Source organism: Roseibium aggregatum IAM 12614 (genome assembly GCF_000168975.1).
Taxonomy (GTDB): domain Bacteria; phylum Pseudomonadota; class Alphaproteobacteria; order Rhizobiales; family Stappiaceae; genus Roseibium; species Roseibium aggregatum.
On the sequence record NZ_AAUW01000002.1, the window covers coordinates 405001 to 422851 of the forward strand.

12 protein-coding genes (1 of these 12 cut by a window edge) are annotated in these 17851 nt (G+C 61.2%); 3 read left to right on the forward strand and 9 right to left on the reverse strand.

The features are described from left to right. On the forward strand, positions 1 to 1660 hold the 3' portion of the coding sequence (locus SIAM614_RS04305) for a M23 family metallopeptidase (RefSeq protein ID WP_040439115.1). The gene continues 314 nt to the left of window position 1, outside the view; only the last 1660 of its 1974 coding nucleotides appear in the window; its start codon lies beyond the left edge, outside the window; it ends in the stop codon at positions 1658 to 1660. A gap of 229 nt (positions 1661 to 1889) precedes the next feature. Here SIAM614_RS04305 and SIAM614_RS04310 read toward each other — a convergent pair whose 3' ends face one another. The 9 genes from SIAM614_RS04310 to SIAM614_RS04350 form a co-directional block, all read right to left on the reverse strand. Then, on the reverse strand, positions 1890 to 5123 hold the full coding sequence (locus SIAM614_RS04310; RefSeq protein WP_006932373.1) for an efflux RND transporter permease subunit: 3234 nt from the start codon (positions 5121 to 5123) through the stop codon (positions 1890 to 1892). Continuing rightward, entirely contained in the window at positions 5120 to 6133 is a 1014-nt protein-coding gene (locus tag SIAM614_RS04315) for an efflux RND transporter periplasmic adaptor subunit (protein WP_006932374.1), read from the reverse strand. Before SIAM614_RS04315 ends, SIAM614_RS04310 begins: the two co-directional genes overlap by 4 nt. 13 nt (positions 6134 to 6146) lie before the next feature. Further along, positions 6147 to 6350: a YgaP family membrane protein gene (locus tag SIAM614_RS04320; RefSeq protein WP_006932375.1), complete on the reverse strand. Its 204-nt coding sequence runs from the start codon at positions 6348 to 6350 to the stop codon at positions 6147 to 6149. Positions 6351 to 6575: 225 nt separating this feature from the next. Continuing rightward, positions 6576 to 9173 carry an ATP-dependent chaperone ClpB gene (gene clpB / locus SIAM614_RS04325; RefSeq protein ID WP_006932376.1) on the reverse strand — a complete coding sequence of 866 codons (2598 nt, stop codon included), beginning with the start codon at positions 9171 to 9173 and terminating at the stop codon, positions 6576 to 6578. Positions 9174 to 9426: 253 nt separating this feature from the next. Further along, entirely contained in the window at positions 9427 to 10152 is a 726-nt protein-coding gene (locus SIAM614_RS04330; RefSeq protein WP_081455179.1) for a DUF4167 domain-containing protein, read from the reverse strand. Between the two features lie 361 nt (positions 10153 to 10513). Beyond that, a complete protein-coding gene (prmC, locus tag SIAM614_RS04335; protein ID WP_006932381.1) occupies positions 10514 to 11362 on the reverse strand; it encodes a peptide chain release factor N(5)-glutamine methyltransferase in 849 nt (282 codons plus the stop codon). Between the two features lie 2 nt (positions 11363 to 11364). Then, on the reverse strand, positions 11365 to 12438 hold the full coding sequence (gene prfA, locus SIAM614_RS04340) for a peptide chain release factor 1 (protein WP_006932382.1): 1074 nt from the start codon (positions 12436 to 12438) through the stop codon (positions 11365 to 11367). Between the two features lie 54 nt (positions 12439 to 12492). Beyond that, the gene (ptsP, locus tag SIAM614_RS04345) at positions 12493 to 14760 is read right to left on the reverse strand and encodes a phosphoenolpyruvate--protein phosphotransferase (RefSeq protein ID WP_006932383.1); all 2268 of its coding nucleotides are present in this window, start codon (positions 14758 to 14760) and stop codon (positions 12493 to 12495) included. 64 nt (positions 14761 to 14824) lie between these two features. Then, complete coding sequence (locus SIAM614_RS04350) at positions 14825 to 16075, reverse strand: aspartate kinase (protein WP_006932384.1); 1251 nt, start codon at positions 16073 to 16075, stop codon at positions 14825 to 14827. A gap of 194 nt (positions 16076 to 16269) precedes the next feature. Here SIAM614_RS04350 and ubiG point away from each other — a divergent pair, with 194 nt between their 5' ends. Continuing rightward, on the forward strand, positions 16270 to 17031 hold the full coding sequence (gene ubiG, locus SIAM614_RS04355; RefSeq protein ID WP_006932385.1) for a bifunctional 2-polyprenyl-6-hydroxyphenol methylase/3-demethylubiquinol 3-O-methyltransferase UbiG: 762 nt from the start codon (positions 16270 to 16272) through the stop codon (positions 17029 to 17031). Continuing rightward, positions 17031 to 17726: an alpha/beta fold hydrolase gene (locus SIAM614_RS04360; protein WP_006932386.1), complete on the forward strand. Its 696-nt coding sequence runs from the start codon at positions 17031 to 17033 to the stop codon at positions 17724 to 17726. The genes ubiG and SIAM614_RS04360 overlap by 1 nt, the downstream gene beginning before the upstream one ends. The last annotated feature ends 125 nt before the right edge of the window (positions 17727 to 17851 follow it).

A 17851-nucleotide genomic window follows, 5' to 3' on the forward strand; every position in this document is an offset into this window, starting at 1 on the left:
GCATGTCATCGACGTCAATGTGGTCACGCGCGAGGGCGACCGCGACCATATTCGCGTCCAGCCGCATACCTTCGTCAGCGCGACGCTTGCGACCCGCAAGGACCCTGAGCTGGCCGAGCGCATTCCGCCATTCAATCCGCTGAACATGTTCGCCGACAACAACGATGACGACGGCGGCACCAACATTGCGGAGACCGGCACCCCGCTTCCGGCCGATTCCATTTATGGCGCGAAACTGGAAAGCGAAGTCAGCATTTCGCTGGCCCCCTTCCCGTCCTCCAGCGCGGATATCGATCTGGACCGGACCCCGTCCGAGACCGAGGTCGAGCTTGCCGTTCGCGAAACCGCGCGCACGCTTTCCATTGACGCTGTCGAAATGGCGGCAAAGTCGCTTGTCGATCCGGGGCGCTTCGATTTCAATCTTGCCCTTCAGCCGGACCTGGAACGCTACGCCGTGCGTATCACGCCGGAAAACGTATCCTTCGTTTCCAAGCAGGACGAGGAGATCCGCTTTGCCGGCATGGACGAGAGCATCGTTCCCGTGACGAAGGATCAGGATCTGGTCGACGTCATGATGGACTACGATGCGACCGAGTACGAAGCCGTTGCCATTTCGGCCGCCTTCTCGAACCTGTTCGGCATAACCGATCTGACAGAAGGTCAAAGGTTGCGGATCGCCTACGCCCCGTCACCGGACGATCTGGAGCGGATGCGTCCTGAACGCGTGAGCCTTTACGAAAACACCGAACACCGGGCCACTGTCGCCCGCTCGGACAGCGGCGCTTATATCGAAGCGAAGGAACCAAGCACTTTCCTTGCAGATGCCTTCGAAGAAGCCGACCGCGTTTCCTATGGCGGCCCGACGCCCGCCATCTACGACAGCCTTTATCAAACCGCGCTTGAACAGGACATGCCGGAAGAGATCATCAATGATCTCGTGCGCATGTTCTCCTTCGATGTCGATTTCAACGCGCGCGTCCAGCCGGGTGATGCTCTTGAGCTGTTCTTCACCGACGGCGACGACAACACCCCGCCGAAGATCCTGTATGCCGCACTCAACACCGGCAACACCACGCGGGAGTTCTACCGGTTCCGCACGCCTGACGATGGCGTGACCGATTTCTACGACGAGACCGGCCAGAGCGCTAAGAAGTTTCTTATCCGCAAGCCGCTCAACGGCGGCAAGTTCCGGTCCGGCTTCGGCATGCGCCGTCACCCGATTCACGGCTATACCAAGATGCACCGCGGTGTGGATTGGTCCGCATCTCGCGGAACGCCGATCATGGCGGCCGGCAATGGTACGATCGTGAAGGCAGGCTGGAGTTCCGGCTATGGCCGTCGTATCGAGCTGCAGCACACCAACGGTTATACCACCACGTATAACCACATGAGCGGCTTCGGCAGCGGCATCCGTGAAGGGGTCAAGGTCAGCCAGGGCCAGATCATCGGATACGTCGGCTCCACCGGCCTGTCGACCGGACCGCACCTGCACTACGAAGTGCTGGTGAACGGCCGCTACATGGATCCTATGCGGATCAAGCTGCCCAAGGGCCGGACGCTGGATGGTGAAATGCGCACCGTGTTCGAAGCCGAACGCTATCGCGTCGACACCTTGCTGGACCGCGTCCGCAAGCCGTCCCGGATCGCGGCCGTCAACTGACGGGCAAGGTAACCTCTCGGCCCGGGTGCTTCGGCACCACGGCCGAAGGTGGCGATGTCAGATCTCCTGAAGAGCACCCATTAACGCAACGAGCAAAGCCGGCACGGAACCGTCCTCTGGCCACCGTTCAGTCACGAGTGGTGGTCGGAAGCAGAACAAGGTCTAACCGACCAGCCTGCTGCCGCCTGACAGATCCCCCTCAGCCGCCGCCGATTAAGGCGGCAGCCTATCAACCTGCCGCTTGATCCACGTCGGAAGTCGCCGCCTTTGGTGCCTGCCCATGACGCAGGGCCATAAAGATGGCGGGGATCACCAGAACCGTCAGGATCGTCGACGACGCCAGGCCGAACAGCAACGAGATCGCCAGCCCCTGGAAGATCGGATCGCTCAGGATCACCGCAGCGCCGATCATGGCGGCAAGCGCCGTCAACAGGATCGGCTTGAAGCGGATTGCTCCAGCTTCCAGCAAAACGTCCAGCAGCGGCTTGTCCGGTGTGCGCGAATGCTGGATGAAATCGACCAGCAGAATGGAATTGCGCACGATGATGCCGGCAAGCGCAATGAAGCCGATCATCGATGTTGCCGTGAACGGCGCCGCAAACAGCCAGTGCCCCAGCATGATGCCGATCAGCGTGAGCGGAATAGGCGTCAGGATGACGAGGGGCAGCTTGAAGGAACCGAATTGCGCGACCACCAGGAAGTAGATGCCCAGGATGGCCACCATGAAGGCGCCTCCCATGTCGCGGAAAGTGACCCAGGTGACCTCCCATTCGCCATCCCAGAGCAGGGTCGGCCGGGTTTCATCCTCAGGCTGTCCGTGAAGGGCGATCACCGGCGCGCCGTCTGGGCCCCAGTCCATATCGCGGAGCCGCTGACCAACCGCCATCATTCCATAGACGGGTGCCTCGAACGCACCGGCCAGTTCGCCGGTCACCATTTCGACCGCACGCCCGTTGTGACGGAAGACGGGATAGGTCGTCTTTTCCCGGCGAACCGTTACCACATCGCCAAGTTCGATCACGCCTCGGCCACCGGGCAGGGCGTTGGCCGGCACCGGCGTTGAAAGAACAGCCTCTCCCATCACCATATCGCCCTTGGCAAGATGGATCCGGATCGGAATAGGATAACGCGCGCGTCCCCGGTGCGAATAGCCAACGTCTGTGCCGCCATAAAGGCGCCGGATCGTATCAAACACATCGCCCTGTTCGACCCGGTGATATTCCAGCCGGTCTTGATCGATGGCGATGCGCACCCGGTCGGCCTGTGCACCGAAGCTATCATCGACATCGACGATGAACGGCACATCCTCGAAAGCCTGGCGAACCTTGCGCGCTACATCCCGTCTGCTATCGGCATCCGGACCGTAGATCTCTGCAAGCAGTGTCGCCAGAACCGGCGGCCCGGGCGGTGGCTCCACCACTTTCAGGACGGTACCATCAGGAAGATCGAGGCCTTCAAGAATTGAACGAATATCCAACGCGATCTCATGGCTGGTCCGGTCCCGCTCGCCCTTTTCGCTGAGATTGATCTGAACGTCGCCCTGCTCGGGCAACGCGCGCAGATAATAATGGCGCACCAGCCCGTTGAAATTGAAAGGTGATGCAGTTCCGGCATAGGTCTGGAACGACAGGATTTCCGGAACGTCCTCCAGACGGGCAACGATCTCCTGCAGAACCCTGTCGGTGTCTTCGACCGAAGCCCCTTCAGGCAGATCGGCAAGCACCTGCAGCTCCGCCTTGTTGTCGAACGGAAGCAGCTTCACGGTGACATCGGTAGTGTAGAACAGCGCCAGGGAACCGATGGTGCAGATCCCGACGAGCAGCAGAAAGATCCAGGACCGCAGGCGCGATCCGATCAGCGGCCTGGCTGCCAGGACGTAAAGCCGTCCGAGAGCACCGCCATGCGCTGCTGGAATGTGGGAATGCCCGCCGCCCCGCCCGGCAAATTTCATCATCAGCCAGGGCGTCAGCATCACCGCGACAAAGAAGGAAAACAGCATCGCCGCCGAGGCGTTGGCCGGGATCGGCGCCATATAGGGGCCCATCAGGCCTGAAACGAACAGCATCGGCAGAAGCGCGACGATCACCGTCAGCGTTGCGATGATGGTCGGATTGCCGACTTCCGCCACAGCCTCCACAGCCGCTTGCGTGCGGCTGCGGCCGTCGGCCATGCCCCAGTGCCGGGCGATGTTCTCGATCACCACAATGGCGTCGTCCACCAGGATGCCGATGGAAAAGATCAGGGCAAACAGGCTGACCCGGTTGATGGTGTAGCCCATCAGATAGGCCGCAAAGAGCGTGAGCAGGATCGTGGTCGGTATCACCACCAGCGTGACCAGCGCTTCACGCCAGCCGATGGCAAGCGCGATGAGGACAACGATGGAGACTGTTGCAAGAGCAAGGTGAAACAGCAGTTCGTTGGCCTTTTCGTTGGCTGTCTCGCCGTAATTCCGGGTGATCTCCATGTCCACGTCTTCGGGAAACAGATCTCCGCGGATCGCTTCCAGCCGGGAGACGATTTCATCGGAAATCACCACCGCATTTGTGCCCGGGCGCTTGGCGATGGCCAGCGACACGGCCGGGGCCAGGCTCAGCTTACCGCCCTCTTTCAGGATGTTGGCAACCCTGTGCTCCGCCGCGTGGGTGGCGAGATCAATGCGGGCGACATCGCGCACATAAACAGGCCGGGCATCGCGGGCTGTCAGGAACAGATTGCCGATCTCTTCGGCCGATTGCAGCGTCTCGCCGGCCACAAGCACGCGCTGCTCGCCGGCTTCGCGCACATAGCCTGTCCGGAAGGACTTGTTCGCGCCTTCGATCTTGGCAGCCAGTTGCTGCAGCGTGATGCCATAGAGAGACAGCTTCTCAGGATCCGGCTCCACCTGGATGGCTTCCGGCTGCTCGCCGACAATGAACGTCAGGCCGATGTCAGGCAGCTTGGCGATTTCGGTCTGAAGTTCCCGCGCAATCCGGGTCAAACCGTTCGCAGTCCATAGATCCGCAGCTTCCGGAGTGGGGGTCAGCGTGACGACGACAATGGCGACATCATCGATACCCCGGCCGACAATCAGCGGCTCGGGAATACCAACGGGAATGCGGTCCATGTTGGCGCGGATCTTTTCGTGCACCCGCAAGATGGCTGCATCCGCATCGGTCCCGACGAGAAACCGGGCCATCACCAGCACACGGTCGTCCTGTGTCTGGGAATAGATATGCTCGACACCGTCGATTGCCTTGACGATTGTCTCCAGCGGCTCCGTCACCAGTTTGACCGCATCTTCCGCATTCAACCCGTTGGCCTCCACGTGAATGTCGACCATCGGCACGGAGATTTGCGGTTCTTCTTCGCGCGGCAGGGCAACGAGAGCAATCAGCCCCAGCGCAAGGGAGGCCATCAGAAACAGCGGCGTAAGCGGAGACCCGATGAAAGAGCGGGTCAGCCATCCGGCAAGTCCAAGCTTCATGGAACCACCACCCGGTCGCCTGCGCGCAGCCCGGTCAGGATCTCGACCAGAAGCGTATCGCCGTGAAGAACTTGGGCGCCGGGAACCACTGCGACATCCTGCGCTCCGCTGTCTCCGGCAACCTGCACATAATCGACACCGTGCCGGATCGAAAGGGCCGCCTCCGGCACGGCAATGACCTCCCGCTCGCCAACGGGAACATGAACAAGCGTGCGTTCGTTGACGAAATAATTTCCCAGCCCCTCGACCTCGACATCCGCCGTCACGCGGCCTTCGGAGATTTCAGGGTAGACCTTGACGATGGTTCCGAAGGTTTGCTGGTTCCCTCCAGCCTTCTGCGTCGGGCCCAGGCCGCGCCCGCCCAGCAGAACTTTCGCACCTGAGGTGATTTGGGCGGCATGACGCTCGGGAATGGACAGGCGCAGGAAGTAGCGGCCACTCGCTATTGTGGCAACTTCTTCTCCCGACAGAATAACCGACCCTTCCGTGACCGGTACCGTCAGAACGCGTCCGGCATTCGGCGCCAGTATGTTCCCTTCACTCGCGCGCTGGCGGACAACCGCCATGTCCGCCTCCGCCGCCACGGTCTGGTTGGTGACTACATCGAATTGCGTGCGCACCTGATCAAGCCGGCTCTGCGCCGCACTGCCCCGCGCAACCAGTTGCTCGACGCGTTCAAGCTCGGTGCGGGCATTTTGAAGCTGGGAGCGCAGAACCTCGATCCGGGCCTCGGCGGCCTCCAGTTCGAGCGCGATCTTTTCGTCGACGACCACAGCAACGACCTGATCTGCCGTTACCATGTCACCCTCGCGCACGGAAATGGTCTTGATGGTTCCGCCAATCCGGGCGCGGGCGGGCACGACCGTTCGGCTTTTGACCTGGGCAAACACCGCCTTGGTTTCCGGCACGGTGACCGGTTCGGCCAGAAATTCGCCGGCACGAGCCACCGACGCGGCACTGGATGCTGCCGCCAGTGTCAGCAGCAAGAAAAGGGAGATACCGCGTCTCATTCTGTGCTCCACCTTACGAGAAGGCCACTCCCGCCTTCACTCCAAGCTTCTTGAAGATGATCGCCGCCGGGCAAAAGCCGGTGACGGATGCCTGCATCAGGTTCAAGCCGACAAAGGCGTTGAGAAGGTACCAGTAGGGCGAAACGTAAAATCCCAGCGCCAGGGACAAGAGTACCATAGCACCCGCGAACATCATTACCGCACGGTCGACTGTCATTTGAGCCTCCTAAACCGGATTGGCCACCCTCGGGCTTTCGCCGAGGCACGGCATTTGTTTCACATTTATGAATATATGGATAGCACACCTTTTCCCGGAGACATTTGACAAAACGCAAATGCCGGAAGCCGCCGAGGGTGTGGACCCATAAACGAAGACGAAATGAAAAACCCGCGGAAGTTTCCTTCCGCGGGTTTTCTGTTCACGCGTCGCGACTGGCGCCGATTAAGCGGCCGCGCTTTCCGATCCTTCCACCTGGAACATCAGGCGGTCCGATCCGGCCGAGACTTCGATCGTCTGGCCGTCGAGGATTTCGCCGGCGAGCAGTTTCTCGGCGAGCGGATCCTGAACCTCCTTCTGGATCACCCGCTTCAGCGGCCGGGCGCCATAGGCAGGGTCGTAACCCTTCTGGGCCAGCCAGCCGAGCGCGCCGTCGTCCAGCTTCAGCGTGATCTTGCGATCGCTGAGGAGAGCCCGCAGGCGCTCCAGCTGGATCTTGACGATATCGGCCATCTGGGACCGCTGCAGGCGGTGGAACAGCACGATCTCGTCGAGACGGTTCAGGAACTCGGGCCGGAAATGGCCCCTCACGGCGCTCATGACCTCGTCGCGAACCGCATCCGTATCCTGACCTTCCGCCTGGTTGACCAGATATTCGGCCCCCAGGTTCGAGGTCATGATGATCAAGGTGTTGCGGAAGTCGACAGTCCGGCCCTGACCATCGGTCAGGCGGCCATCGTCCAGAACCTGCAACAGCACGTTGAACACGTCGCTATGCGCTTTTTCGATCTCGTCGAACAGCACGACCTGATACGGCCGCCGCCGGACGGCTTCCGTCAACGCCCCGCCTTCCTCATAGCCGACATAGCCCGGAGGTGCGCCGATCAGCCGGGAAACGGAGTGTTTCTCCATATATTCCGACATGTCGATCCGCACCATTGCGCTGTCGTCGTCGAAGAGAAACGACGCAAGTGCCTTGGTCAACTCGGTCTTGCCGACACCGGTCGGTCCCAGGAACATGAACGAGCCGATCGGCCGGTTCGGATCCTGCAGACCGGCACGCGCCCGGCGCACCGCAGTGGAAACCGCATGAATGGCTTCTGCCTGGCCAATGACCCGGTTCGCCAGCATGTCCTCCATCTGAAGCAGCTTTTCGCGCTCGCCTTCCAGCATCTTGTCGACCGGAATTCCGGTCCACTTCGAAACAACCTGGGCAATGTGAGCCGGCGTTACGGCTTCATCGACCATGGCATCGGCATCTTCGGAAGCTTCCGCTTCCGCGAGTTTGCGCTCCAGCTCCGGAACCACGCCATAGGCGAGCTCACCGGCCTTGGCCAGATCGCCGCGCCGCTGCGCGATTTCCAGATCGATACGGGCCTGTTCGAGCTGTTCCTTGATCTTCTGTTCAAGGTGCAGCTTTTCCTTTTCGCCCTGCCAGCGGTTGCTGAGTGCCTGCGACTTCTCTTCCAGATCCGACAGTTCTTTCTCGAGCCTGGACAGACGGTCCTTCGACGCGTCGTCGCTTTCGGCCTTCAGGGCCTCGCGCTCGATCTTGAGCTGGATGATCCGGCGATCCAGTTCGTCCAGTTCTTCCGGCTTGCTGTCGACCTGTATCCGCAGCCGGCTGGCGGCTTCGTCCACAAGGTCGATTGCCTTGTCCGGCAGGAACCTGTCGGTGATGTACCTGTTCGAGAGAGACGCTGCCGAGACGATGGCACTGTCAGTGATGCGGACCCCGTGATGGAGCTCGTATTTCTCCTTGATGCCACGCAGGATCGATACAGTGTCTTCGACCGTCGGCTCGCTCACGAACACCGGCTGGAACCGGCGGGCCAGAGCGGCATCCTTTTCGACGTGCTTGCGGTACTCGTCGAGCGTGGTTGCGCCGACACAGTGCAGCTCGCCGCGCGCCAGCGCAGGCTTCAGCAGATTGGAGGCATCCATGGCCCCGTCCGCCTTGCCGGCTCCCACCAGCGTGTGCATTTCGTCGATGAACAGGATCACCTTGCCCGCGGCCGCCTGGACCTCGGACAGAACACCCTTGAGGCGCTCCTCGAACTCACCCCGGTATTTCGCACCGGCAATCAGCGAGCCCATATCAAGCGCCAGAAGCTGCTTGTCCTTGAGCGATTCCGGCACGTCGCCGTTGACGATCCGCAAAGCGAGACCTTCGGCGATCGCGGTTTTACCGACGCCGGGTTCACCGATCAGAACCGGATTGTTCTTGGTACGGCGCGACAGCACCTGAATGGTCCGGCGGATTTCCTCGTCACGGCCGATCACCGGGTCGAGCTTGCCTTCCCGGGCGACCTGGGTCAGATCCCGCGCAAATTTCTTCAGCGCGTCATACTGGTTTTCAGCAGTCGCGGTATCGGCCGTCCGGCCCTGACGAAGCTGGTTGATGGCCTCGTTCAGTGCATTGGGGGTGATGCCGTGCCGCTTCATCAGCTTGCCGGTTTCACCGTCGGTGTCCATGGCAAGCGCAAGCAGAAGCCGCTCGACGGTGACGAAACTGTCTCCCGCCTTGTCGGCAATCTTCTCAGCCTGTTCGAACAGCCGGGCGGTTGCCTGGCCCATGTAGAGCTGTCCGGAACCGCCGGACACTTTCGGCATCTTGTCCAGAAGGCCTTCAAGATCGCCCTTCAGCGCCTTGGCGTTGCCGCCGGCACGGTCGATCAGGCCGCTGGCCATGCCTTCCTGATCATCCAGAAGCACTTTCAGGATGTGCTCAGGTGCGAATTGCTGATGGCCCCGCCCCAAGGCAAAGGTCTGAGCGGACTGGACAAAACCGCGCGCACGCTCAGTGTATTTTTCAAAGTTCATAAGCTACCTCCTACCCGTCCGCACCACCCGAAGCGTGGGGAACGATCTGGAATACGGACCCCTGATACGGGCATCCGCGCAGCCTGTTTCCGTGCTGCTCCTCTTATATAGTGTTGCATATTCACCACAAAAGCCCCTGCGGCATCTTATTCTGCGTTGCTAACACAGATCGCAAAAAGCCAAACAAAAACGGCGCCCATCATGGACGCCGTCTTATCTGTTTCAGCTTATTCGAGGCTGACGCTTTACCGGATCATTCTCCGGCAGGTGCCTCGACAGGAGCTTCTTCAGCCGCCTTGGCACGGCGCGGGCGTGCAACCCGGCGGCGTGGCTTCGGCTGTTCCTCTTCGTCGGAACCACCGGCAGCTTCTGAGCTTTCCGTGGCTTCGCTAGCGGCTTGACCGGCCTCCGGCTGATCACCGGAAGCCCGGCGCGGCGTGCGTGCACGAGGAGTCCGGGCGCGGCGGCGCGGCTTTTCATCCGCTTCGTCGTCACCGGCTTCGGCCTTTTCCGCCTTCTTGGAAGCGCCGTTGACCTTGCCTTCCTGATCGATGACAGGCATGTCGTCGATAAAGGGCTGCGGGCTGTCGGCATCCATCAGGTCGCCGTCCGAAGAGGACACGTCCTGGGAAGGTCGTTCTGCGCCATTGGAATGGCCAGAGCCGTTCTGTGCCGCGGCTTCGAAACCGTCTTCGGTTTCGTTGCGGGAAGAGGCATGCGCCATCGGCTGCTGTTGCGGCTGCGCAGCAGCCACAATGCGCAGATAATGCTCCGCATGCTGGTTGTAATTCTCGGACATAACCCGGTCGCCAGATGCCTGGGCATCGCGTGCAAGCTGCTGGTACTTCTCTGCAATATGCATCGCAGTACCGCGGATTTTCACATCAGGACCGTTGGATTCGTAAGTCCGGGTTAACGGATTAGGGCCCTTGCGGCCCCGTCCGCGCATACGCTTATTGCTTTGATTTCCTGGTCTCATCCTGCCGTTTTCTCTTGCGGAACGGCGGTCAGCTTCACGCTGACCCAACATCGGAATTGCCTAAAACCGACACGAAATACCTGCCGAAACCAACAATGCTGGTTAGCGGCTGTCATTGAAAACATACGCAGCGCGCTAATGGCCGCTGGCCAACGCGATTGTCTTTTTCTTCGACAGTCCGAAACACCGGATAGTCCGATATACAACGGTTTCCAAAACGCTGAAGTGGCGCCGGTTCCCTGCTGCCGGATGCGCATGCCCCGCTAAACGCTGATAACATCTCCGGTCTCGGCAAAAGGAACGTACCCGTTTCCGTTACGATTTCCAAGTGCTTTTTCGGCTTTTGATCAAATCCGCGAAATTAAGGTCTGCGGGCCGCCACAACGCGGTCATTGCCGGAAAGATCTTTAATGATTTCAATCTCTACAAAGCCATGATGACGCAGCTGTTTTTTTAGATCCGCCCCTTGATCGAAACCGATTTCAAGCGCGATCCGTCCTCCCGGGCGAAGCAGTTTTTCCGCATCCGTGAGAATACGGACATAAGCCGTCAGGCCGTCTTCACCGCCATCAAGGGCAAGCTTAGGGTCATGCTGAATCACTTCGCGCGACAGCTCCGCAAGCACGGCAGTGCGGATATAGGGCGGGTTGCTGACCACCCAGTCGAAACCACCCTCAGGCCTGAGAGCGGACGTATAGTCGGCCCGCACAGTCAGAAGCCGGTCGCCAACGCCATGAAGAGCCGCATTGCTGGCAGCGCACTCCAGCGCCTGTTCCGAAAGATCCACCGCGATCATCCGGCTTCGGGGAAGCTCGGCCAGCAAGGTGACGGCGATGGCGCCCGTACCCGTGCCGATATCGCACATGACCGGCGCCTCATCCGCAGTGCATCTTTCCAGCACGGCATCAATCAGGGTTTCGGTGTCCGGACGGGGTTCCAGCGTGGCCGGGTTCAACAGAAACCGGCGGCCGTAGAACTCCCGCTCCCCGAGTATCCGGCCGACAGGCATGCCTTCCAGGCGTTTCTGAGCATAGGCTTCGGCAAGCCCGGCCGCTTCGGGCGCGGCTTCCTCGTGTTCGCGAAAGACAAGATCCGACAGGGGCAGGCCGAGTGCCGCACTGACCAGCAGCCTGGCATCCAGGTCCGGCGTCGGCAATCCGGCCAACCGGAACCGGTCACGCACGGACCGGTAAAGCTGGCCGATGGTCACCCTCAGGCCTCTTCTGTTGCCAGAAGGCTGGCCTGGTGATCTAGGATCAACGGTTCGATGACTTCGCCGAGCGCTTCGCCGGACAGGATCTGTTCCAGCTTGTAGAGCGTCAGACCGATACGGTGGTCGGTCACGCGGCCCTGCGGATAGTTGTAGGTGCGGATGCGCTCCGACCTGTCGCCGGAACCGACCTGCAGCCGGCGTGCTTCGGTCCGTTCGCTCGCTGCCCGCTCACGCTCCTCGTCGTAGATGCGAGCGCGCAGGAGCTGCATGGCCCGCGCCTTGTTCTTGTGCTGCGAGCGCTCATCCTGAACCGCAACGACGATACCTGTCGGCAGATGCGTGATGCGCACCGCGGAATCGGTGGTGTTGACGTGCTGACCACCCGCTCCGGACGCCCGATAGGTGTCGATCCTCAGGTCGCTTTCCTGAACGTCGATATCGACATCCTCGGCCTGCGGCAGCACGGCGACCGTGGCCGCGGATGTGTGAATACGGCCGCCCGATTCGGTCGCGGGAACGCGTTGCACCCGGTGAACACCGGACTCGAATTTCAATTTGGCAAAGACGTTTTCGCCCGAAACGGATGCGATCACTTCCTTGTAGCCGCCAACTTCGCCTTCGCTGGCGGACAGGATTTCAACCTTCCAGCCCTGCAACTCGGCATAGCGCTGATACATGCGGAAGAGATCACCGGCAAAGAGAGCTGCCTCGTCGCCTCCGGTCCCGGCCCGCACTTCCAGAATGGCATCGTTGGAATCTGCCTCGTCTTTCGGCAGCAGCCCGATGCGCACATCCTGGGCCAGTTCCTCGACGCGCTCTTCCAGTTCGTCGCGCTCCATTTCGGCAAGCTCGCGCATTTCCGCGTCGGAAGACGGATCCTGCAGCAGCGCCTTCGCGCCGGCCAGATCCTGTTCCGCCTTGATCAACGCGCGGATCTTGCCGACAAGCGGTTCCAGTCCGGCGTATTCCCGCGACAGCTTGACGTAAGCGCCCGGATCCGGATTGGCGGACATCATGTGTTCGAGTTCCGCGAACCGGTCCAGCAGGGTATCGAGTTTGTGACGCGCCAGCATAAGCGCTGATTCTCCAGAAATAATCGCTTTTACGGTGAGTTACGCCCGTTAGCGCTAAAGGGCAACATCGGTTTCGGCGGCGAACCGCTTCAACACGTCCCGGATGTTGCTGTCATCGTGACCCGGCTCCAGCCGCGGCAGCAACCGGGCCGACAGGCGGCCGGCGTCGAGGGTCCGCAGCATGGCCTTTACCGGACCCAGAGATGCGGGCGACATCGACAGGTCCCGGAAGCCGAGACCGATCAGCGCCATGCCTTCCAGCGGCCGGCCAGCCAGTTCCCCGCACAAGGTCACGGGCACATGAGCCTTATTTGCGGCATCGACGATGGATTTCAAGGCCCGCAGGAAGCCGACCCCCAATGTGTCGAACCGGTCGGCGACACGTGTATTGCCCCGGTCAACCGCACAGAAAAACTGGAACAGGTCGTTGGAACCGACCGACACGAAGTCGACCTGGGCCATCAGTTCCTCGAGCTGGAACAGCAGCGAGGGCACTTCCACCATCACACCCAGACGGATGTTTTCCGGCGTGGCGTGGCCATGGCGGCGCAGGTGCTTGACTTCCTTGTCCACCAGAGACTTGGCCTGCAGGAACTCATCGACCACCGCCACCATCGGGAACATCAGCTTCAGATCCCGTCCGGCAGCCGCATGCAGCAGCGCCCGGATCTGGGTTCTGAGCAGGCCCGGCCGGTCGAGCCCCAGGCGCAGCGCGCGCCAGCCCATGGCCGGGTTTTCCTCCTGGATCGAACGCAGATACGGCAACACCTTGTCACCGCCGATATCCAGCGAGCGGAAGGTGACCGGACGCCCCCTGGCCGCATCCAGCACCTGGCTGTACTGCGACTGCTGTTCGCGCATGCGCGGGAACGAGGACGCCACCATGAACTGCAGTTCGGTGCGGAACAGACCGACCCCGGCCGCGCCGGCCTCGTCCAGATGCGGCAGGTCGACCAGAAGGCCGGCGTTCATCTGCAGCGAGATGTCGATACCGTCCCGGGTGACGGACGGTTTGTTGCGCAAGCGCCGGTACTGGGCTTGCCGCCGCGCCCGGAAGCGGACTTTTTCCGCATAGGCGTTTTCCAGATCGACCGCCGGGCGCAGATGCACTTCGCCGGTATCGCCGTCGACAATGATCGCGTCGCCGCCATCGGCCAGGCTGACGATATCCTCAACGAGACCGACCGTCGGAATGCCGAGCGCGCGGGCAACGATGGTCACGTGGCTGGTCGGCCCGCCTTCTTCCAGAACCAGGCCGCGAATGCGGTCCCGGCCGTAGTCCAGCAGTTCTGCCGCCCCCATGTTGCGGCCGACGACAATCGCGTCCTGAGGCAGTTCATCGAGCCCGGGACCGTGCTCGCGGCCCATGAGTTCGCGGATCAGCCGGTGGGCAAGGTCGTCAAGGTCGTGCAGCCGCTCGCGCAGGTAAGGATCGGTCTGGCGCAGCATGCGGGCGCGCGTGTCGCTCTGCACCTTCTCGACGGCCGCTTCGGCGGTCAGGCCGTTGCGGATCGCTTCTTCGATCTTCCGGATCCAGCCGCGGTCGTAAGCGAACATGCGGTAGGCTTCCAGCACCTCGCGATGTTCGCCAATGGCTGCAATTTCGCCGCTCGCCAGGAGATCGTCGATGGAAAGCCGCAACCGGTTGATGGCCGCATCCAGACGGCTTTTTTCCCGGTCCGTGTCTTCCGCAATCAGGTTGGTGACGACGACACGCGGTTCGTGCAGAACCACATGGCCAAGACCAACGCCTTCGGCAAGACCGACCCCGGTTGAGGTGATCGGCCGGGACAGGTCCAGGCCGGTGGCCTTCTGGGAAATGGCTTCCAGCTCACCGGCGGCCACCATTTCGGCAATCACCATGGCGGTCGTCTGCAACGCTTCGACTTCGTCTTCCAGGTAGGTCCGGTGAGACTTGTTCTGGACGACAAGAACGCCGAGCGTGCGGCCCGCCCTCAGGATCGGCACACCGAGGAAGGAGTTATAGGCCTCTTCGCCTGTTTCCGGCAGATAGGCAAAGCCCGGGTGGGCGCTGGCGTTGGGCAGGTTGAGCGGCCGGGCTTCGGCCGCGATCAGGCCGACAAGACCCTGGCCGACGCGCAGCGAGGCGTTGTGAACCGCTTCGCTCTTCAGACCCTCGGTCGCATAGAGCTCAAGAACGCCGTCGGCGCGCAGGATATAAACGGAACAGACTTCGGCGACCACGTTCGAGGCGATCAACACCACGATCTTGTCGAGTCGCTCCTGCGCCGTGATCGGCTCCGCCATGACTTCGCGAAGCCTGCGGAGCAGAAGGCGCGGTCCGGCTAGGTTGCTGCGCATTGCGCCCCCGTTGATCCCGCTTTAAACAGGCCCCTTGCTTTAAGGGGCCTGCCTTCCGGATGAACTATCCGTCCAACCCGTATAGCGAATGCAGAGTCCGCACCGCAAGTTCCGCATATGCTGAATCAATAAGCACGGAGATCTTGATCTCGGAAGTGGTGATGGCGCGGATGTTGATACCCTTGGAGGCAAGGCCCCGGAAACACTGGGCCGCGATGCCTGCATGCGAGCGCATGCCGATGCCGATGACGGAGACTTTCACCACGTCCCGGGCACCTTCAAGGTTCTGGAAACCGATGACGCCGCGATTGTCTTCCAGCACCTTGTTGGCCCGTTCGAAGTCGCCTTCGGGAACGGTGAAGGTGATGTCGGTGGTCTTGCCATCGGGCGAAATGTTCTGGACGATCATGTCGACGTTGATGTTGGCGTCCGCCAGCGGACCGAACACGGATTCGGCGACACCCGGCTTGTCGGCAACGTCACGGAGAGAGATCTGGGCTTCGTCCTTGGCATAGGCAATGCCGGTGACAACCTGCTGTTCCACGAGTTCTTCCTCGTCGCAAATAAGAGTTCCAATCGGAAGGCCGTTCTCGCCGACCTGGGGCGCGTCCGGATCGTCAAAGCTGGAGCGCACGAAAGTTCTGACGCCATGGATCATGGCCATTTCCACCGAGCGCACCTGAAGAACCTTTGCGCCGAGCGAAGCCATTTCGAGCATTTCCTCGAAAGACACCCGGTCAAGCCGCTGCGCCTTGGGCACGATGCGCGGGTCGGTCGTGTAGACGCCATCGACATCGGTATAGATATCACAGCGGTCGGCCTTGATGGCAGCGGCAATGGCGACGGCACTGGTGTCGGACCCGCCACGGCCCAGCGTCGCGATCCGGTTGTCCGGCGCCACGCCCTGGAAACCGGCAAGCACGGCCACCTGGCCCTGCTCGAGCCGTTCGCTCAGGAAGCTGCCGTCGATGTCGCGGATACGGGCCGCGCCATGGTTCTCGTCGGTCTTGATCGGCACCTGCCACCCCTGCCACGACCGGGCGTTGACGCCCATGTCCTGCAGCACGATGGCCAGAAGGCCGGACGTCACCTGTTCGCCGGAAGCGACAACGGCATCATATTCGCGGGCATCGTGGAGCGGTGATGCCTCACGGCAAAACTCCACCAGCTTGTTGGTCTGCCCGGCCATGGCCGAAACTACCACCGCGACCTGATGGCCGGCGTCCACTTCCCGTTTGACATGGCGGGCGACGTTCCGGATGCGATCGAGATCGGCAACCGAAGTCCCGCCAAATTTTAAAACCAGTCGGGCCATACCACTCGTATTCTTTATAGTCGTGTCTGGAAGCGCCTGCTGCGCCTCTGGGATCGGCGCACATGCATACAGGCTGCGTTCCTTTGCTGCAACTGGGTCTCTTGACAAATAGTCCCAGACCTTGGAACGACTTCGAACCATTGAATGATCAGGCGAAGCGCGACACCGCTTCACGCTCTTGAAAGGACCGTCCGATGACTGGCAGGGCTCAGGAAACCAAAAGCACGATCGACAGCGAGGAAGTCGCGCGCTTTTCCGCCATGGCAGAAGAATGGTGGGACCCGACGGGCAAATTCAAACCATTGCACAAGTTCAGTCCGGTACGGCTGGAATACATCAAGGATCATGTCAGCCGGCATTTCGGCCGCGATCCGAAGGCGTCCGATGCGTTCAAGGGGCTGCGCTTCGTCGACATCGGCTGCGGCGGCGGCCTCCTGAGCGAACCGATGGCAAGGCTGGGTGCCGACGTCGTCGGGGCGGATCCCTCTGAAACCAACATCAAGATCGCCCGCCTTCACATGAAGACCTCCGGCCTTGAGATCGACTACCGGGCCGAAACGGCGGAAGCCCTGGCAGCGGCGGGCGAGACCTTCGACGTCGTGTTCAGCATGGAAGTGATCGAGCATGTGGCCGACGTGCCGCTGTTTCTGGAAGCCACCGCGCAAATGGTCCGTCCGGGCGGTCTGATGTTCGTTGCGACCATCAACCGCACACTGAAAGCCTATGCGCTTGCGATCGTCGGCGCCGAGTATGTTCTGCGCTGGTTGCCCAAGGGCACGCATTCCTATGAAAAGCTGGTCCGCCCCTCTGAAATCGAAGGTCCGCTCCAGTCTGCCGGACTGACCATGATCGACCGCTGTGGCGTCACCTACAATCCGCTGACCGACACCTGGGCCAGATCGCGGGATATGGACGTCAACTACATGATGCTGGCGGAACGGGCGAAAGAAAACTGATGAGCGACCCGATCCTGTTCATTCCGGGCCTCCTGTGCACCGAAGCCCTCTATGCACCGCAGATCGTTGCCTTTGCCGACCGGCCAATCATGGTGGCGAACCACCGCGAACATGACAGCATCACTGCCATTGCCGCCAGCATCCTGGAAAAGGCGCCCGAGCGATTTTCCCTGATCACCCTGTCGATGGGCGGTTACATCGCCATGGAAATCATGCGCGAAGCCCCCGAGCGGGTCGCCAGGCTCGCCCTTCTGGACACCAACGCCCGGGCAGACACACCTGAACAGTCCGAGCGCCGACAGTTCCTGATCGACCTGACCCGCAAGAAGGGCTTTTCCAAGGTTCCTCATCTGCTTTACCCAGGCTTCGTTCATGAAAACCGCGAGGACGACGAGGAGCTGAAGGCAATCGTCGTCGAGATGGCCCAGGACACTGGCCCGGAAGCGTTCATCCGCCAGCAGACCGCCCTGATCCAGCGTATCGACGCCCGGCCCCGGCTTGGCGAGATAGCGTGCCCGACACTGGTTCTGGTAGGTGAAGGCGACCGTCTGACACCGGTTGAAATCTCACAAGAGATCCATAGCCACATTCCCCGGAGCGAACTGGCCGTGATCGAAGGCTGCGGCCACCTGTCCACGCTGGAAGCTCCTGAAAAGGTAACGGCGGTCCTGCGCGATTTTCTCAATCGCTCCTGAAGCAGCGAAACGCCGGGACCTGCCTGTGGCACCATCCCCCCCTTACGCCAAGAATCGGCAGGCGATTTGATCCGTGTCAAAGCTTGGCCTTGATGCGAAGGTACAGTAACGTCACCTTTGGAGCG